Source organism: Streptomyces sp. NPDC015125 (assembly GCF_043080045.1).
Classification (GTDB): domain Bacteria; phylum Actinomycetota; class Actinomycetes; order Streptomycetales; family Streptomycetaceae; genus Streptomyces.
Genome location: NZ_JBIBVF010000028.1, coordinates 45,674 through 69,425, shown reverse-complemented (window position 1 = coordinate 69,425; position 23,752 = coordinate 45,674). Strand labels below are relative to the sequence as shown.

Annotated in this window: 17 protein-coding genes; 11 read left to right on the top strand and 6 right to left on the bottom strand. The window is 71.8% G+C overall.

The features are described from left to right. The first annotated feature begins 23 nt into the window (after positions 1–23). The 5 genes from ACF088_RS36950 (at position 24) to ACF088_RS36930 (ending at position 6,534) form a co-directional block, all read left to right on the top strand. Positions 24–2,966 (top strand): BTAD domain-containing putative transcriptional regulator, encoded by a 2,943-nt coding sequence (locus ACF088_RS36950; protein WP_392380314.1) that lies wholly within the window; start codon positions 24–26, stop codon positions 2,964–2,966. A 197-nt stretch (positions 2,967–3,163) separates the two neighbouring features. Next, on the top strand, positions 3,164–3,427 hold the full coding sequence (locus ACF088_RS36945) for a laminin G (RefSeq protein WP_392380313.1): 264 nt from the start codon (positions 3,164–3,166) through the stop codon (positions 3,425–3,427). Between the two features lie 340 nt (positions 3,428–3,767). Further along, a complete protein-coding gene (locus tag ACF088_RS36940; protein ID WP_392380312.1) occupies positions 3,768–3,971 on the top strand; it encodes a hypothetical protein in 204 nt (67 codons plus the stop codon). A 208-nt stretch (positions 3,972–4,179) separates the two neighbouring features. Continuing rightward, the gene (locus ACF088_RS36935; protein ID WP_392380311.1) at positions 4,180–5,730 is read left to right on the top strand and encodes a class I adenylate-forming enzyme family protein; all 1,551 of its coding nucleotides are present in this window, start codon (positions 4,180–4,182) and stop codon (positions 5,728–5,730) included. Positions 5,731–5,943: 213 nt separating this feature from the next. Next, complete coding sequence (locus tag ACF088_RS36930; RefSeq protein ID WP_392380310.1) at positions 5,944–6,534, top strand: TIGR03086 family metal-binding protein; 591 nt, start codon at positions 5,944–5,946, stop codon at positions 6,532–6,534. Positions 6,535–6,793: 259 nt separating this feature from the next. On the opposite strand, the gene ACF088_RS36925 is transcribed toward ACF088_RS36930, so the two are convergent. Continuing rightward, positions 6,794–8,467, bottom strand: a complete 1,674-nt coding sequence (locus ACF088_RS36925; protein ID WP_392380309.1) for a FadD3 family acyl-CoA ligase — start codon at positions 8,465–8,467, stop codon at positions 6,794–6,796. 105 nt (positions 8,468–8,572) lie between these two features. On the opposite strand from ACF088_RS36925, the gene ACF088_RS36920 reads away from it, so the two are divergent. The 4 genes from ACF088_RS36920 (at position 8,573) to ACF088_RS36905 (ending at position 12,275) form a co-directional block, all read left to right on the top strand. Beyond that, positions 8,573–9,724, top strand: a complete 1,152-nt coding sequence (locus ACF088_RS36920; protein WP_392380308.1) for a lipid-transfer protein — start codon at positions 8,573–8,575, stop codon at positions 9,722–9,724. Between the two features lie 117 nt (positions 9,725–9,841). Next, positions 9,842–10,336, top strand: coding sequence for a Zn-ribbon domain-containing OB-fold protein (locus tag ACF088_RS36915; RefSeq protein ID WP_392380385.1), 495 nt, complete (start codon positions 9,842–9,844; stop codon positions 10,334–10,336). Beyond that, positions 10,333–11,160 (top strand): enoyl-CoA hydratase/isomerase family protein, encoded by an 828-nt coding sequence (locus ACF088_RS36910; protein ID WP_392380307.1) that lies wholly within the window; start codon positions 10,333–10,335, stop codon positions 11,158–11,160. The genes ACF088_RS36915 and ACF088_RS36910 overlap by 4 nt, the downstream gene beginning before the upstream one ends. Before the next feature lie 152 nt (positions 11,161–11,312). Continuing rightward, positions 11,313–12,275 carry a hypothetical protein gene (locus ACF088_RS36905; RefSeq protein ID WP_392380306.1) on the top strand — a complete coding sequence of 321 codons (963 nt, stop codon included), beginning with the start codon at positions 11,313–11,315 and terminating at the stop codon, positions 12,273–12,275. A 120-nt stretch (positions 12,276–12,395) separates the two neighbouring features. On the opposite strand, the gene ACF088_RS36900 is transcribed toward ACF088_RS36905, so the two are convergent. Continuing rightward, positions 12,396–15,080, bottom strand: coding sequence for a PQQ-binding-like beta-propeller repeat protein (locus tag ACF088_RS36900; RefSeq protein WP_392380305.1), 2,685 nt, complete (start codon positions 15,078–15,080; stop codon positions 12,396–12,398). A 972-nt stretch (positions 15,081–16,052) separates the two neighbouring features. Between ACF088_RS36900 and ACF088_RS36895 the strand changes: the two genes are divergently transcribed. Then, positions 16,053–16,700 carry a TetR family transcriptional regulator gene (locus tag ACF088_RS36895; RefSeq protein ID WP_392380304.1) on the top strand — a complete coding sequence of 216 codons (648 nt, stop codon included), beginning with the start codon at positions 16,053–16,055 and terminating at the stop codon, positions 16,698–16,700. 347 nt (positions 16,701–17,047) lie between these two features. On the opposite strand, the gene ACF088_RS36890 is transcribed toward ACF088_RS36895, so the two are convergent. The 3 genes from ACF088_RS36890 to ACF088_RS36880 all read right to left on the bottom strand — a co-directional run bounded on the left by ACF088_RS36890 (position 17,048) and on the right by ACF088_RS36880 (position 20,096). Continuing rightward, complete coding sequence (locus tag ACF088_RS36890) at positions 17,048–17,515, bottom strand: nitroreductase family deazaflavin-dependent oxidoreductase (RefSeq protein WP_392380303.1); 468 nt, start codon at positions 17,513–17,515, stop codon at positions 17,048–17,050. Further along, positions 17,515–19,149, bottom strand: coding sequence for an acyl-CoA dehydrogenase family protein (locus ACF088_RS36885; RefSeq protein WP_392380302.1), 1,635 nt, complete (start codon positions 19,147–19,149; stop codon positions 17,515–17,517). Before ACF088_RS36885 ends, ACF088_RS36890 begins: the two co-directional genes overlap by 1 nt. Before the next feature lie 443 nt (positions 19,150–19,592). Then, entirely contained in the window at positions 19,593–20,096 is a 504-nt protein-coding gene (locus tag ACF088_RS36880) for a hypothetical protein (protein WP_392380301.1), read from the bottom strand. An 877-nt stretch (positions 20,097–20,973) separates the two neighbouring features. Here ACF088_RS36880 and ACF088_RS36875 point away from each other — a divergent pair. Then, complete coding sequence (locus ACF088_RS36875; protein ID WP_392380300.1) at positions 20,974–22,158, top strand: acetyl-CoA acetyltransferase; 1,185 nt, start codon at positions 20,974–20,976, stop codon at positions 22,156–22,158. Positions 22,159–22,344: 186 nt separating this feature from the next. Here the strand turns inward: ACF088_RS36875 and ACF088_RS36870 are convergent, their stop codons facing one another. After that, positions 22,345–23,544, bottom strand: a complete 1,200-nt coding sequence (locus tag ACF088_RS36870; protein WP_392380299.1) for a macrolide family glycosyltransferase — start codon at positions 23,542–23,544, stop codon at positions 22,345–22,347. Positions 23,545–23,752 lie beyond the last annotated feature (208 nt).

Below are 23,752 nucleotides of genomic sequence, written 5' to 3'. Positions count from 1 at the left end.
GATGGCACAAGGCAGGGGGACACATGGACCACAGTCCGGGACAGGGGCGGGAGCGGCTCCGCTTCTCCGTGCTCGGTCCCGTGCGGGCCTGGCGCGGTGATACGCCGCTGGCAGCGGGCTCCCCGCAGCAGCGTGCGTTGCTTGCCGCACTGCTGCTGCGCGGCGGCCGTACCGCCACCGCACCCGAGCTTGTCGACGCGCTGTGGGGCGACGAGCCGCCGCATGCCGCGCTCGCCGCGCTGCGTACGTACGCCTCGCGGCTCCGCAAGGCGCTCGGTGATGACGCCGCCGCCTTGGCCAGTGAGTCCGGCGGCTATGCGATCCGCTCCGTGGACGGCCGCCCGCTGGACCTGGACCTGGACCATGCCGAGCAGTACGCGGCCGAGGCCGAAAAGGCCAAGGCCGCAGGCGACCGCGGCCGCGCCCGCGAACTCCTCGACGCCGCGCTCGCACTGTGGGACGGCGAACCCCTGGCCGGCCTCGCCGGCCCGTACGCCGACACCCAGCGCACCCGTCTCGACGAATGGCGACTGATCCTGATGGAGACGCGCCTGGAACTCGACCTTGAGGTCGGCTGCCACGCCGAGGCGGTCTCCGAACTGACCGCCCTCACCGCCGGCCACCCCCTGCGCGAGCGACTGCGGGAACTCCTCATGCTGGCGCTGTACCGCAGCGGCCGACAGGCCGAGGCGCTGGCCGTCTACACCGACACCCGTCGGCTTCTCGACGAGGAACTGGCCGTCGAGCCCCGCGCCTCGCTCTCGGAACTCCAACAGCGGATCCTCCGGGCGGACGCCGACCTGGACGCACCTCCGACGCTCAGCGACGGCGCGGAGCACGCCGACCATGTCGCGGTCCGGCCCCAGCAACTTCCGGCCACTGTCGCCGACTTCACTGGACGCACCCCCTTCGTCACCGAGCTGGGCGACCGACTCGCCACCTCCGAAGGCAGCGTGATGGCGGTCTCCGCGCTCACCGGCATCGGCGGCGTCGGCAAGACCACCCTCGCCGTGCACGTGGCCCACGCCGCCCGCGAGCACTTCCCCGACGGGCAGCTCTACGCCGACCTGCAGGGGGCCGGACACACCCCCGCCGAACCCGAGGCCGTGCTCGGCGCATTCCTGCGCGCCCTCGGCACCCCGGACTCCTCGATCCCCGACGGCCTGGAGGAGCGCTCCGCCCTCTACCGCTCCACCCTCGCCGGCCGCCGCGTGCTGGCCCTGCTGGACAACGCCCGGGACGCCGCACAGATCCGCCCGCTGCTCCCGGGCACCGAGGGCTGTGCAGCGCTGATCACCAGCCGCGCGCGCATGATAGATCTCGCCGGTGCGCATCTGATCGACCTCGATGTGATGAGCCCGGACGAAGCGTTCACCCTCTTCACCCTCATCGTCGGAGAAGAGCGGGTGAACGCCGAGCGCGAGGCCTCGATGGACGTGGTCGGTGCCTGCGGATTTCTCCCGCTCGCCATCCGCATCGCTGCCTCCCGCCTGGCCTCCCGCCGCACCTGGACGGTCTCCGTGCTCGCCAGCAAACTGGCCGACGAGCGCCGCCGTCTGGACGAGCTGCGGGCCGGCGACCTCGCCGTCACAGCCACCTTCGAACTGGGCTACGGGCAGCTCGAACCCCAGCAGGCACGAGCCTTCCGGCTGCTGGGTCTGGCCGACGGCCCGGACATCTCCCTGGCCGCGGCCGCCGCCCTCCTCGACACGGACGACGATACCGCCGAGAGCCTGCTGGAATCCCTCGTCGACACCTCACTGCTGGAATCCGCGGCACCCGGCCGCTACCGCTTCCACGACCTCGTACGCCTCTACGCCCGCTCCTGCGCGGAGCGCGACGAACAGCCGCCGGCGGAGCGCGATGCGGCGGTGTCGCGGCTCCTGGACTTCTATCTGGCGACGGCTGCGCACAGATACCCTCTCGAACGCCCCGGCGACATCCTGGTCGACCACATGGAGACGCCGCACTATCCCGGACTGGTCTTCGAGGACCGCTCCGAGGCGATGAGCTGGCTGTTCAGTGAAACCAGATGCCTGATCGCCTGCGCGCTGCAGAACACCGCACCGGGCTCCCTACGGCGTGCCGTCGATCTGCTGGTGCTCACCAGGGACATGGCCGATTCCGGTGCCAGCAACCGTCAGTTCGAGCGAGCCAGTCTCACCCTGCTCGCCGCCGCACTGAAGGCCGACGACCAGCACGCCGCGGCTCGCGTGCACTGGATCCTCGCTCCCCTCTACACCCAGTCCGGGCGGCTCAGCGAGGCCGATGAGCACGCCAAGCTGGCCACGCTGCGCGGACTGGCCGCCGGCGACGACTTCTCCGCCTGCAACGGACTCAACGACCGGGGCATCATCGCCAGTATCGAGAGTCGGCTCGATGAAGCGGATGCCTATCTGAACCAAGCCCTCCTCTCCTACCGTGACATCAACAACCGGCAGTCGGAGGCGAGCGCGCTCTGCAACCTCTCCCGGGTTCATCTGGACACCGGACGGGTGGACAGCGCGGTTGCGCTCGCCGAGCAGGGGGTCGCGCTGTACGAGGAGTGCGGTGCCTCGCGACGGCTGGCCAACGGCAAGTACAACCTGGGCATGGCCCTCACGCTGGCCGACCGGCTGGCGGAGGCCACCCAGCAACTGACCGAGGCCCTTGTCAGCTTCCAGGACACCCGGCAGCGGTTCTGGGAAGGCATGACGTATCTGCGTCTGGCAGAGGTGGAACTGGCGGCACATCAGCCCGCCAAGGCGGCCAACTACGCTGAACTGGCGGTCGCAGCGCTCCGCAGCAGCGGTGGAGACCGCTGGCGCGCCAGCGCACTCGCGGTACTCGGAAACGCTCTGAGCGAGATCGGGCACACTGGGCGCGCACAGGTCTGCCAGCAGGAAGTGCAGACGCTTCACAAGAGGCTGGGACTGCCGCAGGGCAGCGGCTCGCAGCGGTTTCCCACTTCGGTGGCGGTCGCATAGCGCCGCATCCGGCGTTTATCGATCGTTCATCGCCACACGGCAGTCTCTTCTCAACCGATCCGCCGCCTCGGGGGGCAAGCGGCTCGGTGAGCGAGCCCCACCGATAAGGTGTTCGGCCGCGGTTCGCCCGTCCGGCGACCCACGGGGGAGTTGCCGGGCGGGTGCGCCAAAAGCGCCCACACGTAGGAGTTGATCGTATGGCCACCGAGAACCAGTCTCGCCCGGGTGACGAGAAGGACATCGTCAAGCCGCTCGACAGCACGCGCCCGATCCAGCCCATGGACAGCACCCGCCCGATCCAGCCCATGGACAGCACTCGCCCCATCCAGCCGCCGGACAGCACCCGTCCGATTCAGCCGGCGGACAAGCGCACTCCCGTCGCCGGCGGCGCTGGCGCCCCCAATGACGCTCACCCCGTGACGGCAAAGGACAGCACTCGGCCGATCATCGACCCGAAGTAGTCGCCATCGGCACCAAGTGAGCCCGGGTATCAGGGGGATACCCGGGACGGCCCCGGGGGGAGACCGGGGCACGGGGGACGTACGGGGGAACAGGGGGACGTACGGGGGAACAGGGGGACCGAAGGGGCCAGCCTCGATGACATTCCAAGGGGGGAGTCATCGAAGTCGGCCCCTTTCGCGTGCGCCGGTGCAGAAGGGTCCTTGCCGGGCGCTGTGCACCGCGGCGAGCGACAACGGCAATTCCCCTCATTCTGCAGCTATTTCAGGACACCTGATCGAATGTACGGCCTATGAGCGGCAAGCTTCTGTTGTTCATGACTCACCCCTTCAAGGAGTTCAGATGAGCCGATTCACGCGCACCCTCGTCACCGTCGCCCTCGCGGCCGCTGCCGCCGGCGGCGCCGCGACTCCGGCCTTGGCGGACAGCCACACCCCCGCCACCCCGGGCTTCTCCGCCCAGGACAGCACCATGCCCATAGCCGCCAACGCGGCCACTCCCGACAACCACATACCGGTCGCGCCCCAGGGGTCCGTCCAGCACTGACCGAACGCAGCACCGCCCCTTCACGGGGGCCGGGCCCGTCGCGCCGCGACGGGCCCGCCCTGTTTCCGGCAGCCTCTCGGTCTGCCGCTCGGACCCGCCGCACAGAGCTGACGGCGTATCAGATTTGCTGCTACAGTCGCGCCGTTCAGGCCCGCCGAGGCCGTCGGGCCGGCCCCGCCCCGCTCCGCTCACAGCCAGGAGGCGCGCCGTGTTCGAACCCGCCCGTATCCACACGCTCTGGGAACTGGTCGAGTACCGGGTACGGGCCTCGGGCGGGGCGCCGATGTTCCATGACGGGGACGGGCGGCGCGTCACCTTCGACGGGGTGCGCGACGAAGCGCTGCGGGTGGCGGCCGGGTTCCGGGAGCTGGGGATCGGGGCGGGGACCCGGGTGGCGTGGCAGTTGCCGACGCGGATCGAGACGGTGGTCGCCTCGCTGGCGCTGGCCCGGCTCGGGGCCGTGCAGACTCCGGTCATCCCGCTTCACCGGGAGCGCGAAGTCGCGTTCATCCTGGCGGAGTCGGCGGCGGAGTTCGTGCTCGTACCGGGCGTGTGGCGGGGGTTCGACCACACCGCGATGGTGCGGAAGCTCGCCGGGGACGGGGTGCGGGTGGTCTCGGTGGCGGGCGGGCTGCCCACGGCCGACCCGGCCGGGCTGCCCGATGCGGTGCCCGGCGGCGACGGGGCCACCACCTGGATCTACTACACCTCGGGCACCACCTCCTCCCCCAAGGGCGTCGAGCACACCGACGCCACTCTCCTCGCCGGTGGCATCGGACTGGCCACCGCGCTCGGGATGTCCGCGGACGACATCGGCTCGATCGCCTTCCCCTACGCGCATATCGCCGGCCCGGACTATGTCATCGCCATGCTGGTCAGCGGGTTTCCCGCGGTCATCCTGGACAGCTTCGAGCCGGGCCGCGCGGCCGCCGTCTACCGGCGGCACGGGGTGACGATGGCCGGTGGCAGCACCGCCTTCTACCAGGCGTTTCTCGATGAGTCTCGTCGCTACCGGCAGCGGCAGCCGCACGCCGGGCGGTTGATTCCCTCGCTGCGGCTGCTGTCCGGCGGCGGGGCGCCGCTGCCCCCGGAGCTGTATGCGGCCGCCGGGCGGGAGCTGGACTGCGCGATCGTGCACGGGTACGGCATGACCGAGTGCCCAATGATCACGATGGGCACGCCGTACGACAGCGATGAGCAGTTGTCGCGGACAGTGGGCAAGCCGGTGGTGGGGGCGGAGGTCCGGATCGTCCTGCCGGACGGGAGCGAGGCCGGAACCGGGGAGTCCGGCGAGGTGACGCTGAAGGGGGCGATGCTCTTCCGGCGGTACACGGACCCGGCGCTGACCGCTGCGGCGTTCGCCCCCGACGGCTCCTTCCGTACCGGTGACCTGGGGTATCTGCGGCCCGACGGGCACCTGGTGCTGACCGGGCGGCTGAAGGACATCATCATCCGCAAGGGCGAGAACATCTCCGCGCAGGAGATCGAGGATCTGGTGCGCACCCATCCGGCCGTGGCGGAGGCCGCGGTGATCGGGCTGCCGGACCGGGAGCGTGGCGAGCGGGTGTGTGCGGTGATCACACCCGCCGATCCGGCCGCGCCGCCACTGACCCTGGACGGGCTGACCGCGCATCTGCGGGCGGCCGGGACGATGACGCAGAAGCTGCCGGAGCAACTGGAGATCGCCGGGGAGCTGCCACGCGGCGGGCCGCTGAACAAGGTGCTCAAAGCATCGCTGCGGGAGCGGTATACGGAGTAGCCGGGGTTTCGCGGCGGTGTGGCGATGAGTTCCGGGGGCCGGCGGAGTCTTCACTGGGAGCGTCACCGGAGGAGTGCACGGCTCCCCGGAGGAGTGCACGGCTCCCCGGAGGAGTCACGGCTCCCCTCCGGTGGGACCCGCACGACACCCCGGCAGGGCGCCCCGGCAGGACGCCCTCGCAGGACACCCCCGCAGGACGGAAGGACCCCGACGATGACCGACACGATCGACTTTGCGGCGCAGGCCCGGCTGGTGTCGCAGCTGGCGGCGCAGACCGCCGATGAACAGCTCGACGCCCCCACCCCTTGCGAGGCCTACGCGGTGCGCCAGCTGCTGGGCCACCTCGTCGGCCTTGCCGCGGCGTTCCAGTACTCGGCGCGAAAGGACCTGGGGCCGATGACGAGTGTCGCCCCGAACGCGGCGGTGCCGGACGTGGGGCCCGGCTGGCGGGCCGAGCTGGACCGGAACCTCCGCGGGATGGCCGAGGCCTGGCACGATCCGGCGGCCTGGGAGGGCGAGACCCAGGCGGGCGGGGTGACTCTGCCCGCCGCCATGGCGGGCCGGTTCGCGCTGAACGAGCTGGTGCTGCACGGCTGGGATCTGGCCCGCGCCACCGGCCAGGAGTACACGCCGGACGCGGCCGGCCTCGGGGTGTCGTACACGCTGCTCGCGCCGCTGGCCGAGGGCCCGGACCGCGTGCCGGTGTTCGGCCCGCCCGTGGAGGTGGCGGCGGATGCACCGCTCCTCGACCAGGTGGTCGCGCTCAGCGGCCGCCGACCCGACTGGGCGCCCCCGGGGTCGTAGGCGGTGTGGGTGGTAGGCGGTGTGGGTGGTAGGCGGCGTGGGTGGTGGGGGCGGCGTGGGCAGTGGGGGCAGTGGGGCGGCGTGGGCAGGGGTTGGCAGGGACCTGGACGGTGCGGCGACTGGAACGCAGGCGGCGGGCATCGGCGGTACCGCGGCCTCGGTAGACGGCAGCCTTGGCGGTACCGCGGCCCGGTAGTACGGCAGCCTTGGCGGTACCGCGGCCCGGTAGTACGGCAGCCCGCGTGGTACCGCGGCCGGATCACGACGGGGCCGGTCCCGGGGCTCCGTTGCGCAGCCGGGTCTTGAGGATCTTGCCGCTGGCGTTGCGCGGGAGCGCGGTCACGAAGGCGACCTCCCGCGGGACCTTGTAGTTGGCCATCTCCCGGCGGGACCAGGCGATCAGATCGTCGGCGGTGAGCAAGGAGCCGGCGCGGCGGACCGCATAGGCCTTGCCGACCTCGCCGAGGCGTGGGTCGGGTATGCCGACGACGGCGACCTCGGCGATGTCCGGGTGGCGGCCGAGGAGTTGCTCTATTTCGGCGGGATAGGCGTTGAAGCCGCCGACGATGAACATGTCCTTGATCCGGTCGGTGATCCGGAGGTTGCCGTCCGCGTCGAGGACGCCCACATCGCCGGTGCGCAGCCAGCCGTCAGGGGTGATCACCCGGGCCGTGGCGGCCGGGTCCTCGAAGTAGCCGGACATCACGTGGTAGCCGCGGACGTGCACCTCGCCGGGGTCGCCGGGCGGCACCGGGCCGCCCGCGGCGTCGACGACCCGGACCTCGGTGCCGGGAATGGCCCGGCCCGAGGTCGTGGCGATGACCTCGGGCGGATCGCCGCGGCGGCACATCGTGACGACGCCCGAGCTCTCGGAAAGGCCGTAAGCCGTCAGCACGGTGGAGACCTTCAGCTCGCTGCGCAGCCGCTCGACCAGCTCCAGGGGGACCACGGCGGCGCCGGTGACCACCACGCGCAGCGCGGAGAGGTCGTACAGGGCACGGGCGGGGTGGTCGAGGAGCTGCTGGTGGAGGGTGGGAGGGCCGGGGAGTACGGAGATCCGCTCGGCGGCGATATTGGCGAGCGCGGTCTCGACGCCGAAGACCGGCTGCGGCACCATCGTCGCGCCGCGCAGCAGACAGGCGATGATCCCGGCCTTGTAGCCGAAGGTGTGGAAGAACGGGTTGACGATCAGATAGCGGTCGCCCTCGCGGAGGCCGGCCAGTTCGCTCCACACGGCGTAGGCGCGCAGGGTCTGGGCGTGCGTGATCACCGCGCCTTTGGGGCGGCCGGTGGTGCCGGAGGTGAAGATGATGTCCGAGGGGGCGTCGGGGTGCAGGGCATCGGCCCGGCTGCGGACCGTCTCCGGGGACACCGCCGCGCCGCCGGCGAGGAAGTCCGGCCAGGTGGCGAAGTCGGCGGGGGCGTCCTCGGAGAGCACCACGACCTTTTCCAGCCGCGGCAGCCCGGGCAGCGGGCCGCGGCCGGGGCCCTCCTGGGCGGCGCGGCGGAGCGAGGCGACGTAGGACGTGCCGAGGAAGGTGCCGGTGACGAAGAGGAGCTTGGCGCGGGTGCGGCGCAGGACATAGGCGGCCTCGGTGCCCTTGAAGCGGGTGTTGACGGGGACGAGGACGGCTCCGGCGGTGACGGCCCCGAGGGCGGAGACGATCCAGTCGAGGGTGTTGGGCGCCCATACGGCGACGCGGTCTCCGGGTGCGACCCCGGAGGCGATACAGGCGGCCGCGGCCTCCTCCACCCGCGCGCCCAGCTCGGCGTACGAGACCCGGGTGCGGCCCTCGACCACGGCCTCCCGGGAGGCGTACCGCCGGGCGGCGGTACGCACCAGCCGGGGAATGGCGCCGTACTCCAGATCAGCCCGCGTCTCCAGACCGGCCCGCGCCTCCAGGTCCGCCCGCGCCTCCAGGTCGTCGCGCATCGCGTCGCCTCCCGCCGAAGAGCCCTGCGCCACTAGCTGACTGGTCGTCAGATTAGCGGTAGCCTCCTCCGCTGTCAGCACTGACGACCGACCGCGGAGGTGGCGATGGGGGCGACCCTCAAGGACGCTACGGCGATAGCCGGCATCGGGCAGACCCCGTTCGCCAGACAACTCCCCGCCTCCGAGAAGACCTTGGCCTGCCGGGCGATCGTCGCGGCGCTGGACGACGCCGGCATCGCCCCCTCGGAGGTGGACGCCTTCGCCTCCTACACCATGGAGGAGACCGACGAGGTCGAGATAGCCAAGGCCATCGGCGCCGGAGACGTCACCCACTTCTCCAAGGTCGGCTACGGCGGCGGCGGTTCCTGCGCCACGGTGGCCCATCTGGCCGCCGCCATCGCCACCGGCCAGGCGAGCGTCGGCGTGGCCTGGCGGTCCCGCAAGCGCGGTTCGGGACCGCGCCCCTGGAAGAACACCCAGGTCCAGCTGCCCACCCCGGGACAGTGGACCCGCCCCTTCGGACTGCTGCGCCCCGCCGACGAGATCGGCATGCTGGCCCGCCGCTATATGCACGAATACGGCGCCACCCGCGACCACCTCTTCAACGTCGCGCTCGCCTGCCGCAACCGCGCCAACCAGAACCCGGCCGCGATGATGTACGAGCGCCCGCTGACCCGTGAGATGTATATGACCGCCCGCTGGATCAGCGAGCCGCTCTGCCTCTTCGACAACTGCCTGGAGACCGATGGCGCGCTGGCCTGTGTCGTGGTCTCCGCCGAACGGGCCCGCGACTGCCGGCAGCGGCCCGTCTATGTCCACTCCGCCGCCCAGGGCCTGCCCGCCCAGCACCACGGCATGGTCAACTACTGGAACGACGACCCGCTCACCGGCCCCGCCTGGACCGCCGCCCGGCAGCTGTGGAAGGGCGCCGACCTCGGACCGCAGGACGTCGACGTGGCACAGATCTATGACGCCTTCACCCCCCTGATCCCCCTCTCCCTGGAGGGCTACGGCTTCTGCGGGCGCGGCGAGGGAGCGGCCTTCACCGAGGGCGGCGCGCTGGAGACCGGCGGCCGGCTCCCCCTCAACACCGGTGGCGGCGGCCTCTCCGAGGCGTACGTCCACGGTTTCAACCTCATCACCGAAGGCGTCAAACAACTGCGCGGCACCAGCACCGCGCAGGTCCCCGGCGCCGCAACCTGCCTGGTCACCGCGGGCGAGGGAGTCCCCACCTCGGCCCTGCTGCTGAGGAGTTGAGACGCCATGAGCGCCCGTGAAGCCGTCGAGTCCGCCGGGTCCGTCCAGTCGGCCGAGGCCGTCCAGCCCGCCGCGTCCGTCGAGTCCGTCGAGTCCGTCGAGTCCGTTCGCGATGCCATGACCCCGATCGTGACACCCGCCACTGACAACCGGCCCGACAGCGGGGCCGACAGCGGGGCCGACCTGCTGCTTCCCGTCGCCGATGACGACGGGGCACCCTTCTGGGAGTACGCCGCCAGAGGTGAGCTGCGCATCCAGGCCTGCTCCGGCTGCGACGAACTGCGCTTCCCGCCCCGGCCCTGCTGTCCGCACTGCCAGTCGTTCGCCGCGCACTGGCAGCGGATGAGCGGCCGCGGCCGCATCTGGTCCTATGTGCTGCCGCATCCGCCGCTGCTGCCCGCGTACGCCGCCCTGCCGGGCTACAACGCGATCGTCGTGGAACTGGCCGACGCCCCGCATATCCGCCTCGTCGGCAATCTCGTCGCCGACGCCGATGCCGCCCTCAACTCCATCGATCCGGCACGGCTGCGCATCGGCGCCCCGGTGAAGGCCGCCTTCCACACCATGCCGGGAGGCGTGACCGTACCCCGCTGGCTCCTGGAGCGCCCATGACGATCCGCACGGAGATCAAGGACGGGGTCGCCCTGGTCACCCTCGACCGGCCCGGGCGGCACAACGCCATCGACCTCGACACGGCCGCCGAACTCGCCGCCACCTGGCGGGCGCTCCGCTTCGACGACGCCGTACGGGCCGCGGTGGTCACCGGCGCCGGCGGCCGGGCCTTCTGCACCGGCCTCGACCGCTCCGCCGACGTCCCCCAGCCGCCCTCGCCCTACTCTCTCGACGACCCGCTGCTCCACATCGGCCCGAAGGCCAACGACCTGTGGAAGCCGGTCATCGCCGCCGTCGACGGGATGGCCTGCGGCGGCGCCTTCTATCTTCTGGGCGAGGCCGAGTTCCTCATCGCCTCCGAGAACTCCACCTTCTTCGACCCGCACACCACCTACGGGATGGTCAGCGCGTACGAGTCCATCTCCATGGCCCAGCGGATGCCCTTCGGGGAGATCGCCCGGCTGGCCCTGATGGGAACGGCGGAGCGGCTGGGCGCACCCCGCGCCTACGCGATCGGCCTGGTCTCCGAGCTGACCGCACCCGGCGCCGCGGCCGAGGTGGCGCTGCGCCGCGCGGCCGTGCTCGCCGCCCAGCCGACCGAGCCGGTCCAGGGCACCGTACGTGCCCTGTGGGCGGCCAAGGAGGCGGCCCGGGCGCAGGCCCTGGCACACGCCCCCCAACTGATCGCGCTGGGCAATCTGCCCCCGGAACGCCAGGCCGGACTGTTCGCCGCCCGCACGCGCCACGGCGGGCGGGATGGCGCGCGGGGCGGCCAGGACGGCGGGCGGGATGGCGACCGCGGCGGCGGGCCACTGGTCAGATGACCCCTACGCCGAGGGCGCACTTCTCGGGCGTACTTCTCGGGCCTACTTCTCGGGCGTACTTCTCTCAGACGCACTTCTCTCGCGAGCTCCGAGGGTCCGGCGTAGCGTCGGTCACGGAGGATGACCGGACGACTCGAAGCGAGGCTACGCCCGTGGTGCGCAACGTTCTCGGGTCGCTGATCGCCCTCGCCGGAGCGGCGGCCGCCGTATGGAGCCCCTTCCGTCCCTGGTACGACGGCCGTCACGGCAGCGATGTGCGGATCGAAGACCTCTTCAACGGCATCACCCACAACGGCGCCGCGCTCTTCGGCTCCGTTCTCCTGCCCATGGCGTTCGCCGCCCTGCTGACCCTGATCGGAGTTGCCCTGCGCTCCCGGGCGCTGATCACCGTCGCGGGGTTGGTGGTACTCGGTTTCACGATCCTGTGGATGGTCCGCCAGGGGCAGGCCACCAGCGAGCTGACGGCCGGTGCCCGCGGCCTCGGGGCGGGCGTGGCCAGCGCACTGGGCGGCGGCGCACTGCTGCTGCTCGGCGCCCTGGTCATGCGCGGCCGCGGCCGACGGGTCCGTGACCGCGGCTATGACGAGCGGCAGTACGACGACGGGCGCTACGGCCCCTCCGCGCACGACGACCGCTACGGCCGGCGCGCGCCCTACGACCCGTACACGCCCTACCCCCCGGGGACACCCGAGCCCTGGGACGCGGGCCGCCCGGGGGCCGAGGAGTGGAACCCCGAGCCGTACCCGACCGACCCGGGCCCCACCGGCCCCCCGGCAGGCCCCGCGGCGCCCGGCGGACCCGACCGCGGCGCCCACGGCCCCCACGGCCCGTACGAGGACACCCCCACCGCTCCCCTGCCGGTCACGCCACCACCGCCCGCGCAGCACCAGCAGCCGCCCCCGCCCCCGCCGCAGCAACAGCAACAGCAACAGCAACAGCAACAGCAACAGCAACAGCAACCAAACCCGCCGACCATGCCGGCCCATCAGCAGCCCCCCACGCCTCCGGTGGAGTGGGCCAAGGAACACCGGCAACCGCGCCCCTCCCAGCCCGGCCGGCCCGGTCAGCCCGCACCATCCGAGGGAACCGAACAGCCCCCGGAGGACCGGGAGTAGAGAGCCGGACACGGCGATCTCACAACAGCCAAGCCACGTCACGCCCGCCAAGCCAGGTCACAACCGCCAAGCCAGGTCACGACCGCGACTGCCGCGCCACGTCACGACCACCGAGCCGGGTCACGACCGCCGCGCCAGCCCCGTCCCCTTCGCCGCGTCCAGCGCATACACACAGCGGTCCTTGCTGCAGGCGTACACCACGCCGCCGACCGCCACCGGTGAACCGGTGATCTCGCCGCCGGTAGCCAGCTTCCAGCGCAGTTGGCCCCCCATGGCGTCGAGCGTGTAGAGGCAGTGGTCGGCCGAGCCGAAGTGCACCCGGCCCTCCGCGACGACCGGTGCGCCGACGACCTCCGCGCCGGCCTGGAACCGCCAGCGCGGGGTGCCGGTCACCGCATCCAGGGTGTAGAGCGCCTTACCGCTGCCCAGGTGGACCGCGCCATGGGCGACCAGCACCGGTTCGGTGGACTGCCGTGCCTCGGTCGCGATCCGCCAGCGGTCGCGGCCGTCCGCCGCGTCCAGCGCGTAGACCGTGCCGAGGTAGTCCGCCAGATAGACCCCGCCGCCGGTGACGGCCGGGCCGGGGGCGAAGGCGGGCGGGCTCAGGAACACCGCGGGCGCCTCGAAGTGCCAGCGCACATCGCCGCGGGCGATGTCGATCGCCAGCACCCGGGTGCCGGCCACGACGTAGACCGCACCGTCCGACGCGGGCAGCAGCCGCACCGGCACCCCTCCGCAGGACGCGGCGTCGCCCACCGGGTACGACCAGCGCTCGGCGCCGGTCCGCGCCTCCAGCGCCTTCAGCCGCGCATCGGCCCAGACGAAGACCGTGCCGTCGTGCACCACGGGGCCGGCCTCGGCGGTCTCGAAGTCGGTCTGGACGCCACCGATCTCCCACAGCCGTTCGCCGGTGGCCGCCTCCCAAGCCTGGACTCCGCCACCGCGGGTGCTGGTGGCCACGGTCCCGCGGTCGACCTGGAGGGCGTAGACCCAGCCCTCGGTGTGCAGCCGCCAGTGCTCGGCGCCGTCGTCGGCGTTCAGCGCGTACAGGCTCGGGCCGTCCGAGGCGTGGATCCGGCCGTCCGCGACCGCCATCGCCCAGGCGACGTCACGGGTCTTGAACTTGCGGCGCCCGCTGGCCACATCGAGCGCATGGACCTCGAAGGACGTGACGTACAGCAGGTCGCCGGCGACGGCGGGGGTGCCCCACACATCGTTCGACATCCGGAACCGCCAGGGACGCCAGCGGCCGGGCTCGGCGGGCGGGGCCTCGGGCGGAGGGGGCGGTGCGGCCTCGCCGCGGGCTGGGCTCTCCCCGGCCACGGCACCGCCCGTCGGGCCCTGCGGCGGCACCCCGGTCACGGGTCCGGTACCGGGCGGCCGCACCCAGTTCGTCGCGGCACCGGCCTGCCCACGCGGCTGCGGGCCCGGGGCGTCGGCGCGCGGCCCCGGCCCTATCGGGGCGTGCGAGCCACCCAGGTGTACGGGGCCGGCGGCGCCGTCCCCGGAGACGGCCGGCGGCGCGGCGGACAGTCCGGCGGCGGGGGACGGCGAGGCGGCGCGCGACGGCGAAGCGGCGGGCGGGGCCGCGGAGACCGGGGTCACCCGGGCCGTCGAGGCGTCCGGGCCGAGCGCCGCCGGCTGCGGCATCGGGCCGGGGTTGCCACCGCGCGGGTCGCCGCCACGGTGTGCGCCGGGGCCCGCGCCGACATGGCCGGGCCAGCCCGACTCCGCACCGGCCGGTGCGCTCTCCGGGCGCGGCGGGGCCTGGACGGGCTGCGGAGCGGGCATCGGGGGCGCCGCGGGCGGGGACGGCGGGACGGGCGGCTGCGGCGGCGCGGCCGCACGGCCGGTACCGCGCCCGGAGCCGGCCCGCTGGCCGCCGTTCGCCACGGTGGAGCGGCCGCCGCGGCGGCCTTCGATGAGCGCCACCGCGCCGGGCGGCAGCCAGGCCGAGGCGGTACCGCTGTCGTCGCTGCCGGAGCCGAAGAGGTGCGGTGCGAGCTGGGACTGCAGATCGGCGGGGGACGGCCGCTGGCCGGCCTCCATCTGCATACAGGACTCCATGAGCGGACGCAGTTCGTCCGGCAGCCCGGCCAGGTCGGGGCCCTCACGCAGCAGCATGAAAACGGTCTCGACGGGGTTGGCGCCGTGGAACGGCGCATGTCCGGTGGCGGCGAAGACCAGCGTCGAGCCGAGGGAGAAGACATCGCTCGCGCCCGTCACGCTGCGCGAGTCACGGGCCTGCTCGGGCGACATATAGGCGGGTGTTCCCACGGCGACGTTGGTCATCGTCAGACGGGTGTTGGACACCCCGGAGGCGATCCCGAAGTCGATCACCCGCGGGCCGTCCTCGACGACCAGCACGTTCGACGGCTTCAGGTCACGGTGCACCAGGCCCGCGCCGTGGATGGACTGCAGCGCCTCGGCGATCCCGGCCGCCAGCCACCGCACCGCCTGGGCCGGGAGCGGCCCGCACTCATTGACTATTTCCTCAAGGGAGGGCGCGGGGACATAGGCCGTCGCGAGCCAGGGCACCGCCGCGCGCGGGTCGGCGTCCACCACCGCGGCCGTGTAGAAACCGCTGACCGCGCGGGCCGCCTCGACCTCGCGTGTGAAGCGGACCCGGAACAGTTGGTCCTCGGCGAGCTCGGTACGCACCGTCTTGATCGCCACGCGCCGGCCGGACGCGGAACGCGCCAGATAGACCAGTCCCATGCCGCCGGCCCCGAGACGGCCGAGCACCTCGAACGGGCCGATCCGCCGGGGATCGTGCTGCGTCAGCTGCGTCAGCTGCTCCACCACTTGCCTGCCACCTCCCCGTGGGGCGTAAAAAGAGACTCTCCATAGCCACGAGCCGCCGAGAGCCACTGCCCCGTGCAGCGTCTCCCCGCCTGCGGCGAGGACTGTCGAAACGGCCGTACGCGTGCTGATTGTTCCTGGCCGGGCCGATGGTTGCGAACCCGGGGCCTGTCCGCCGTGTCACGGCATACCCTCCGCGTCCCGCACCGAGCCCGTTACCCGACGTAACCCAACCGCGCCTGACGTGCTGCGATACGTCCCCTGACGAGTGGTTACCGAGCGGGTTACCGGCAAGTTACGGATCTGCCGCGCGCGACACCGCCCGAAATGCGGACGTTCACCACTCCGTTTGACGGGACCGCCGAAGGAGCGGTTCGCCCTCCCGGACGCCCGGTGGCCGTGGTGGCCGTGGTGGCCGAAATCATGCTGTTCCTCTGACTGCACACACCCATCCCCCACCGGTCATGCCATCCCACGGCCACGCCATCCCCACCCGTCATGCCACCCCCGTCGTCGCTCCCGGCCCAACGACTCAATTCTGCGCGTTCGAAGGTCATTTCGGCGTCATGACACCTGGCGTGGCGCCTTATCAGGCATCCCGGCAGACCAGAGAGCCGGCCGCCGCGGCAGCCAGATGTCCAAGCTAGCGCCGTTTTGTGCGATTCGCTCGATGGGGATTCGCACGTACGACCGATTATGACGGGGTCCGCGGACGCGGAGGCGGCGGGGTCAATGTTCAACTGACGGCCATCGCGGGACACTTGCCGCGCGGGTGGCGACCACTTATCCACCAAAGTTGTCCACAGCCTGTTGATAACATTCTTCACCGGTTCGGGCCAAGCGGGGCGGCGCGAGGCGCGACCACGGGCGGGCCCGCCACCAGCACACTCACGGGGGCCACGCACCCTGAACTCCCCCATCCCCATTTGCAGGCAGCCAAATCGCGCTCCGATCACCCCTCGGTAAGCTGACGGCATGACAGGACAAGTTCGAACCGTCGACGGCAGAGTTGCCGGCCGCCGCGGACAGGCGACGCGGCAAAAGCTTCTCGACTGCCTCAGTGAAATGCTCAGTTCGTCCCCCTATCGGGACGTCAAGGTCATCGATGTAGCCCGAAAAGCGGGGACTTCACCCGCAACGTTCTATCAGTACTTCCCGGACGTCGAGGGCGCCGTCCTCGAAATCGCCGAGGAGATGGCCAAAGAAGGCGCCACTCTGACCGATCTTGTCGCCGGACGCTCCTGGGTGGGCAAGTCCGCATGGCAGGCGGCAGAGGACCTGGTCGAGGGCTTCCTCTCCTTCTGGCGGAAGCACGACGCGATTTTGCGCGTGATCGACCTGGGCGCGGCCGAGGGCGACAAGCGGTTCTACAAGATCCGCATGAAGATCCTTAATGCCGTCACCAACTCCCTTACGGATTCGATCAAGGAACTGCAGAGCAAGGGCAAGGTCGACAAGGACATGAGTGCGCCCGCGATGGCCGGCTCACTCGTCGCGATGCTGGCGGCGGTCGCCGGGCACCAGAAGGGTTTCCAGAGCTGGGGCGTGAAGCAGGCCGAGCTCAAGCCGAATCTGGCGCTGCTGGTGCACCTCGGCGTCACCGGCAAGAAGCCGACCAAATAGCGAAATAGCGAAGCCACCGAGAAAGCATCCGGGGAAGCGGCCGCAGAAGCTGCCGTAGAGGCTGCCGCGCCTCGAAGTCCCGGAGATGCCGCAGTGGTTCGCCGTCGGTCCGCTATCCGTCCTGCCATAGCTGTACCGCACACGCAGCGGGCGTCGCGCGGCCCCTCAGGGGTTCGCCGCGACGCCCGCTGTGTGTATGGGGAACCGGACAGCGGAGGGGCGGGGCGAAGAGGGTGGGCGAGGCGAAGCAGCGGGTGGGCGAGGCCGAACGGAGGGGCGGGGCGAAGCAGGGGTGGTCGAGGCGAAGCGGATGCGCAAGAGTGAAGCCCCGCTGCACAGCGGCCGACTCACCGCCGCTCCAGCCGGAACAGCCGGATCTCCCGCGCCACCCGCGCCTGGTACGTGGCATACGGCGGCCAGAACACCAGCGCCGCCCGCCAGGCCTGCGCCCGTTCCTCACCGGTGAGCAGCCGGGCCCGCACCGGGATGTCCCGGCCGTGCCAACTCACCTCGGCCGCCGGATTCTTGAGGAGATTGCCGGTCCAGGCCGGATGCCCGGGCCGCCCGAAATTGCTGCCGATCAGCAGCCAGCCGCCCTCCTCCGGCAGGCACGCCAGTGGAGTACGCCGCGGCAGCCCGCTCCTGGCCCCGGTCGAGGTCAACACCACACCGGGCAGCATCCGGGCGCTGAGCAGCACCTTTCCACGGGTCAGCCGGTGCACCGCACGGTCCAGAGCAGGGATGACGCGCGGCGCGATCCGGGCGAACGTGCGGGTCGCGGAGACCTTCTGGAGCACTCGCTCGCCCCGCGGCATCAGGCCTCCACCGCCTCTGACGTACGGGCTCCCGCCGGCGCACCACCGGTGGCCCGGCGCGCGGGTGTCACCCCGCTTCCGCCCGGCCCACGGCCCCCACTGAGCTGCCCTCCGCTTCCGCCCGCCCCACGGCTCCCACTGAGCCGCTCTCCACTTCCGTCGCCCCCACGGCTACCGCCGAGCCCTCTGCCTCCACCGGCCTCCCCCACCCCGCCCGTGAACAGCCCCGCCTCCTCGGCGGCCCGCGCCCGGAGCCGGTGCACAGGCCCCAGCAGCAGTTCGTCGCCGGCCGCACGCTTGAAGTACAGATGCGCCTCGTGCTCCCAGGTGAAGCCGATGCCCCCGTGCAGTTGCACCGCCTCGGCCGCCACCGCACGCAGCGCCTCCAGAGCCTGCGCCAAGGCCAGCGCCCCCACACCGGGCTCGGCCGCGCCGGGCTCGGCCACCCCCGGCCGGGCCGCGCCCGGCCGGGCCGCGCCGGGCTCGGCCGCGCCGTACGGGCCCGGGGCACCCTGCCCCCCGGGCCGTCCGCCACCCGCCGCCCAGGCCGCGTAGTACGCCGCCGAGCGCGCCGCCTGCAGCCCCACATACAGATCGGCGAGCCGGTGCTGCACCGCCTGGAAGGAGCCGATGGGGCGGCCGAACTGCTCGCGCTCCCGGACGTAGGCGACGGTACGGGCCAGCGCCGCATCGGCCGCCCCGACCGCCTCGGCGGCCAGCGCCGCGGCCGCCGTCACCCCGGTCGCGGCGAGCGCGGCGGCCACCGCCGCCCCGGCCCCGTACCCATCCCCGCGCCCGTACCCGCCCACGTACCCGTCCACGTCCCCAAGCAACTCGGCCGGAACCTCGCGCAGTTCGAGCCGTGCCTGCGGACGGGTCTCGTCCAGCGCGGTCTGCCGGATCCGCAGCAGACCGGCGCTACCGGACACACCGGTCCTACCGTCCGTACCGTCCGTACCGTCCGTACCGGTCGCACCTGTCCCCTCGGCGTGCCGGGTGTCCGGCCGGGCCGCCGGGCCGAGTGCCGCCGTCCGTACGAGAAAGAGCAGGGTACGGCTGCGCGCGAACCCACCGGTGTGTGCGGCCACCACCAGCACCTCCGCGGTGTGGCCGTTCAGCACCTGCCCGGCCTCCCCGTACAGCCGCCACGTTCCGTCCTGCATCCGCGCCTGGATCCCACCGGCCCGTCCGCCGCCCGCCCAGTCGCCGTCATTCGGCCCGGTCAGCCCCAGCGCGGTGGACAGCTGCCCGCCCGGTACGGCGAGCGTTCCGGTCAGCTCGCCGGTGGCGAGGCCCGGCAGCAGTTCGCTGCGCTGGCGTTCGCTGCCCAGCGCGAGGATCAGCGGCGCGGCCAGCGCGGCGGTGGAGATCAGCGGCGAGGGAAGGACGGCACGACCGGTCTCCTCACAAGCCAGGGCGAGTTCGGTGGGCCCGCAGTCCACCCCGCCGTATGCGGCGGGCAGCGCCAGGCCGGACAGGCCGAGCTCAGCGGCGAGCCGGCGCCACAGCGGTGCGTCGTACCCGGGCGGGGTGCGCACCGCCGCTTTGACCTGCTCCGGACCACAGTGTTTGAGCAGCAGTTCGCGCAGGGTGCGGCGGATCTCGTGCTGCTCCTCGGTGAACGCGGCATCCATCGCGGGCTCCTCCCGGCCGTGCGACACCCCCGTCCGGTCCGACGGGCTGGTCTCACTCCCGCTATCGATCTGACGGGCCGTCATCGTAGGGACGGGGGGTGCACTTTCCTAGGCCGAGTTCACAAGTCGTCCCCCAGACCCTGGGGCGCACGCGCTCTTCACGCCCACGATGACGAGAGCCGATGACGACGCCCAAAGGTGAGGCCCAAAGGCGACGCCCGACGGCGAGGCCCAGGAGGCGAGGCCCAGGAGGCGAGGCCCAGGAGGCGAGGCCCGACGGCGAGGCCCAGGAGGCGAGGCCCGACGGCGACGCGCGACGACGCCCAATGACGGCGCCCAGTGACAGCGCCCAGTGACAGCGCCCAATGATGGCGCTCGCCCCCGCCCTCGCCGGCGCGGCCGAGGGCGAGGGCGAGGGTGAGGGCGAGGCGTCATCCTTCCCGTCAGAGGATGAGATGGACCGTGAAGTGCGTTTCCGTGTCAGTGGCATTGACGGCGTGGATGTAGCCGTGGGCTGTGCGGTAGCGACCCGTGCCCCCGGTGATCGCCAGGTCGATGTTGCCGGGGCCGGCGGTGGTGACGGTGAACCGGCCTTGCACGGTGAGCTGCCCCTGAGAGAGGGAAAGATCGGCCGCGCACTGCAGGTCGAACTGATCGGTGGGGACGAATCGGGTCAGCGTGCAGATCTCGCTGTAGGTGCCGGCCGCGCTGCTACCGCGGAAGAGATTCCCGCTGACGACGTATTCGTCCCCCAGGCTCGGCCCACCCGACCCGTCCACATCGACAAAGCCGCCCTGAGTCTGCTTCGCGACCAGCTGGAAGACTTCCTCTCTCGGGGGATTGGGCCCGGGTCCGCTGCCGGTGGACGCCGAGGCCGAGGGTGCACAGAAAAGGAGGGCGGCAAATCCGGTGACCGCGCTCAGGGCGACATGCTTGAAGTGACGCATGGTTTTCTCCTGTGAGGCTGGAAGGGGAATTCACTGACCATTTGCCATGAGATGAAATAAATCCTTCCGGTCCGATATCATGCGGACGACATGAGGGCACGACGGCGCCCTACTTCACGAATTTCGTCGGACCGGCCAACCGACTATCCGACCAGCCGGATAGCCTGGCGGCGCACATATGCCGGGAGATCGACATTCCCGTGCCGTCGCCCCGGGGACACCTCTTCGGGGTCGCCGCTCCGGGGCCGCCGTTCCAGAAATGCCGCTCGCGTATCACTCACACATTCCGACCGACTCACATGGGTGGACAAACCGCCGGGAAGGGAAGGCTGCAAATTCCGGGAATGACCTCCCCGCCAAGAGTCCGTCGAAAATCCCGGGGCGGCACGCCCGAAAAGGCGTCAACCATCGCCACGCAAAGGTGAATGCAAAGGCAAAGGCGAAGGCGAAGGTGAAGGCGCAGGCGCAGGCGCAGGCGCAAACGAAGGTAGAGACGAGGGCGGAGGCGAAGACGAAGGCGAACATGACACTCCCCGAGGCAAGCAGGAACTTCTCATCCCGCACACGGAAATGCCTGCTCCACCGCATGGGCAACAGTGAGCAGTCAGCCGGCCCCAATCGGACCGGTGAAATTCACACAGCGAATGGAGAATACCCGCCCCGAGAAAGCATGGAAAGACCAAGCCATTATCTCCGATTCTCCGATAATCACTTCACACCGCCATCCCGGGACGGCTCACTGCCGACCCCTGGCGGCTCCTGATGCCCCCTGGTGGCCCGCCGGACCTGCCGTGGCGTCCGGACCGGCCGGAGCATCCGACACCTGTCCCTCGCCGCGCCCTGCCGGCCCTCCCGTATCTGATGTACCGTCAGATTCATGACTCCAGGGACCCGTTACGGAAATCGCAAGGTCGCCGTCGCCGGAGTGGCCCTGTCCGACTGCGGGCGCGTGGACGAGGCCACCCCGTATGCCCTGCACGCCCAGGCCGCCCGCCGGGCACTCGCCGACAGCGGCCTGGACCGTTCGGTGATCGACGGCTTCGCCTCGGCGGGCCTGGGCGCCCTCGCCCCCGTCGAAGTCGCCGAATACCTGGGACTGCGCCCCACCTGGGTCGACTCGACCTCGGTCGGCGGATCCACCTGGGAAGTGCTGGCCGCGCATGCCGCCGACGCGATCGCCGCCGGCCACGCGGGCGCCGTACTCCTCGTTTACGGCTCCACCGCCCGCGCCGACATCAAGGCCGGGCGCCGTACCGCGAACCTCTCCTTCGGGGCCCGCGGCCCGCTCCAGTTCGAGGTCCCCTACGGGCACACCCTGATCGCCAAATACGCCATGTCCGCGCGCCGCCATATGCACCAATACGGCACCACCCTGGAGCAGTTGGCCCAGATAGCCGTCCAGGCACGGGCCAATGCGGCGGGCAACCCGGACGCCATGTACCGCGACCCGATCACCGTCGACGAGGTGCTCTCCGGCCCGGTGATCGCCGACCCGTTCACCAAGCTGCACTGCTGCATCCGCTCCGATGGCGGCTGCGCGGTTCTGCTCGTCTCCGAGGACTATGTCCACGACCTCGCCAAGCCCCCGGTATGGGTACTCGGTTCCGGCACCTCGGTCTCGCACACCACCATGTCGGAGTGGGACGACTTCACCGTCTCGCCCGCGGCGGTCTCCGGCCGGCTGGCCTTCGAACGCGCCGGTGTCCGCCCCTCCGAGATCGACCTCGCCGAGCTCTACGACGCCTTCACGTATATGACCCTGGTGACGCTGGAGGATCTTGGCTTCTGCGCCAAGGGCGAGGGCGGCGCCTTCGTCGAGAAGGGGCGGCTGCTGCGGGACGGGGAGTTGCCGGTCAATACCGACGGAGGTGGGCTGGCCGCCTGCCATCCCGGCATGCGCGGCCTGTTCCTGCTGGTCGAGGCGGTACGCCAGCTCCGTGGCGAGGCCGGCCCGGACCGCCAGGTACGCAAGCCCGGCGGCGCATTGCCCCAGCTTGCGGTCGCCTCGGGCACGGGCGGCTGGTTCTGTTCGTCGGGGACGGTGGTGCTGGGGCGGGGGTAGGGGGCCGGAGCACCACCAGAGCAAGGTCAGGGCAGGAGCAGGGGGCAGGGCAAGGCAGGGCAGGGTCAGGGAGCGCGGAGAGGGAACGGGGAGAGGGAACGGGGAGAGGGAACGGGGAGCGACGGGGCTGCGCCCGCGCCCGTCACCCCCCTCGCCGCCCTCGACCCCCTCGGCCCTGCCCGGGCGTCAGCCCAGGCGCTCCTCGATCAGCTCCACGGCCCGGCGTACGCCCCCCTCTGCGCGGGCCTCCGCCCGCAGCTCGGCCGAACGTACGGCGACCCGCGGGTCGGCGGTGAGTTCCCTCAGTGTGCTGTGCAAGGCCGTTGCCGTGGCGTCCGCGGTGTCGAGGCGCCGGGCGACGCCCAGCTCCACCAGCCGGTCGGCGTTGTGGAACTGCTCCGCGCCCTGCGGGACGGCGATCATCGGCACACCGGCGTACAGCCCCTCACTGCTGCCGCCCATCCCCGCATGCGTCACGAACGCATCGGCCTGCTCCAGTACCGCCAACTGCGGTACCCACGAGCGCACTTCGATGTTCGCCGGGATCCGGTCCCCCAGCTCCGCCGGATCGGTGTACTTGCCGATCTGCAGCACCACATGCCACCCCGGCAGGTCTCCGAACGCCGCCACGCACTGCCGGTAGAACTCCGGCTGCCGTGTGAACGCCGAGCCCAGCGACACCAGCAGCACCTTGTCGGCGCCGGCCGGCCGCGTCCAGCCGCCCTGCTCCGCGCGGCTGCCGAAGCACGGACCGACGAAGGTCACCGCGGCGGCATCGACCCGCTCCGCACACGGCTGCATGGCGCGCGGGATCATGGCCAACGCCCGCCGCGGCCTGCCGGAGAACTCGTCCACATCCGTGGTGACGGCACCGCACCGGGCCAGCCAGTCGGCGAACCTCGCACGGTAGACGTCCGCTCCCGGCAGCCCGGCGAACAGCGCGGCGACCTCCTCCTGGGCCCCCTCCCAGCCCACATAGGTCGGTGACAGTTGAACGAGGTCGCGGCCCTGCGACTCGGCCAGCGCACGGGCGGCGTAGGCGGCGACGTCATAGAGGTAGAGGTCGGCGGGGTCGTCGTCGTAGGCGGCATGCAACTGCGGCAGCACCGCGATCGCGTCGTCGAGGAAGAGCGAGGAGGCGGCGACGGGATCCTGCGGCCAGTCGTTGTCGGCGACCGGCAGGGTGGAGGTGTAGCGGACGAACTCGGCACCGGTGGGGGCGATCAGCTCGGCCGCGTGGTCGGTGTTGGCGTACGTCACACGATGGCCGCGGGCCACCAGCGCACGGATGATCTCCAGGCTGGGCAGCACATGGCTGACCATGGGCGCGCCGATCATGGCGATATGGGCGGGCGCCGGGGCAGCGGCGCGGGCAGAAAGACGCATGGGAACAGGACTTCCTTCGATACAGAGCTACGGAACGGGGACTCGGAAGCCCGACGGCCCAGGCGGCGCCGCACGACACCGGCCCAACGAGCCCGGCAACGAAGTCGGCGACGAAGCGGCCGCGCTGCGGGCGCGCTGCGGGCGCGCCTGGGTGCGGGCGGGGCGGTGAAACGCCCTCGGCCGTGTCAGCCGTAGATCTGGTGGAAGT

Excerpts from the sequence above, each read along its gene's own strand:
- ACF088_RS36950 (WP_392380314.1), top strand. The coding sequence starts at position 24 with ATGGACCACAGTCCGGGACAGGGGCGGGAGCGGCTCCGCTTCTCCGTG.
- ACF088_RS36945 (WP_392380313.1), top strand. The coding sequence starts at position 3,164 with ATGGCCACCGAGAACCAGTCTCGCCCGGGTGACGAGAAGGACATCGTC.
- ACF088_RS36940 (WP_392380312.1), top strand. The coding sequence starts at position 3,768 with ATGAGCCGATTCACGCGCACCCTCGTCACCGTCGCCCTCGCGGCCGCT.
- ACF088_RS36930 (WP_392380310.1), top strand. The coding sequence starts at position 5,944 with ATGACCGACACGATCGACTTTGCGGCGCAGGCCCGGCTGGTGTCGCAG.
- ACF088_RS36925 (WP_392380309.1), bottom strand. The coding sequence starts at position 8,467 with ATGCGCGACGACCTGGAGGCGCGGGCGGACCTGGAGGCGCGGGCCGGT.
- ACF088_RS36920 (WP_392380308.1), top strand. The coding sequence starts at position 8,573 with ATGGGGGCGACCCTCAAGGACGCTACGGCGATAGCCGGCATCGGGCAG.
- ACF088_RS36915 (WP_392380385.1), top strand. The coding sequence starts at position 9,842 with ATGACCCCGATCGTGACACCCGCCACTGACAACCGGCCCGACAGCGGG.
- ACF088_RS36910 (WP_392380307.1), top strand. The coding sequence starts at position 10,333 with ATGACGATCCGCACGGAGATCAAGGACGGGGTCGCCCTGGTCACCCTC.
- ACF088_RS36895 (WP_392380304.1), top strand. The coding sequence starts at position 16,053 with ATGACAGGACAAGTTCGAACCGTCGACGGCAGAGTTGCCGGCCGCCGC.
- ACF088_RS36890 (WP_392380303.1), bottom strand. The coding sequence starts at position 17,515 with ATGCCGCGGGGCGAGCGAGTGCTCCAGAAGGTCTCCGCGACCCGCACG.
- ACF088_RS36885 (WP_392380302.1), bottom strand. The coding sequence starts at position 19,149 with ATGGATGCCGCGTTCACCGAGGAGCAGCACGAGATCCGCCGCACCCTG.
- ACF088_RS36880 (WP_392380301.1), bottom strand. The coding sequence starts at position 20,096 with ATGCGTCACTTCAAGCATGTCGCCCTGAGCGCGGTCACCGGATTTGCC.
- ACF088_RS36875 (WP_392380300.1), top strand. The coding sequence starts at position 20,974 with ATGACTCCAGGGACCCGTTACGGAAATCGCAAGGTCGCCGTCGCCGGA.
- ACF088_RS36870 (WP_392380299.1), bottom strand. The coding sequence starts at position 23,544 with ATGCGTCTTTCTGCCCGCGCCGCTGCCCCGGCGCCCGCCCATATCGCC.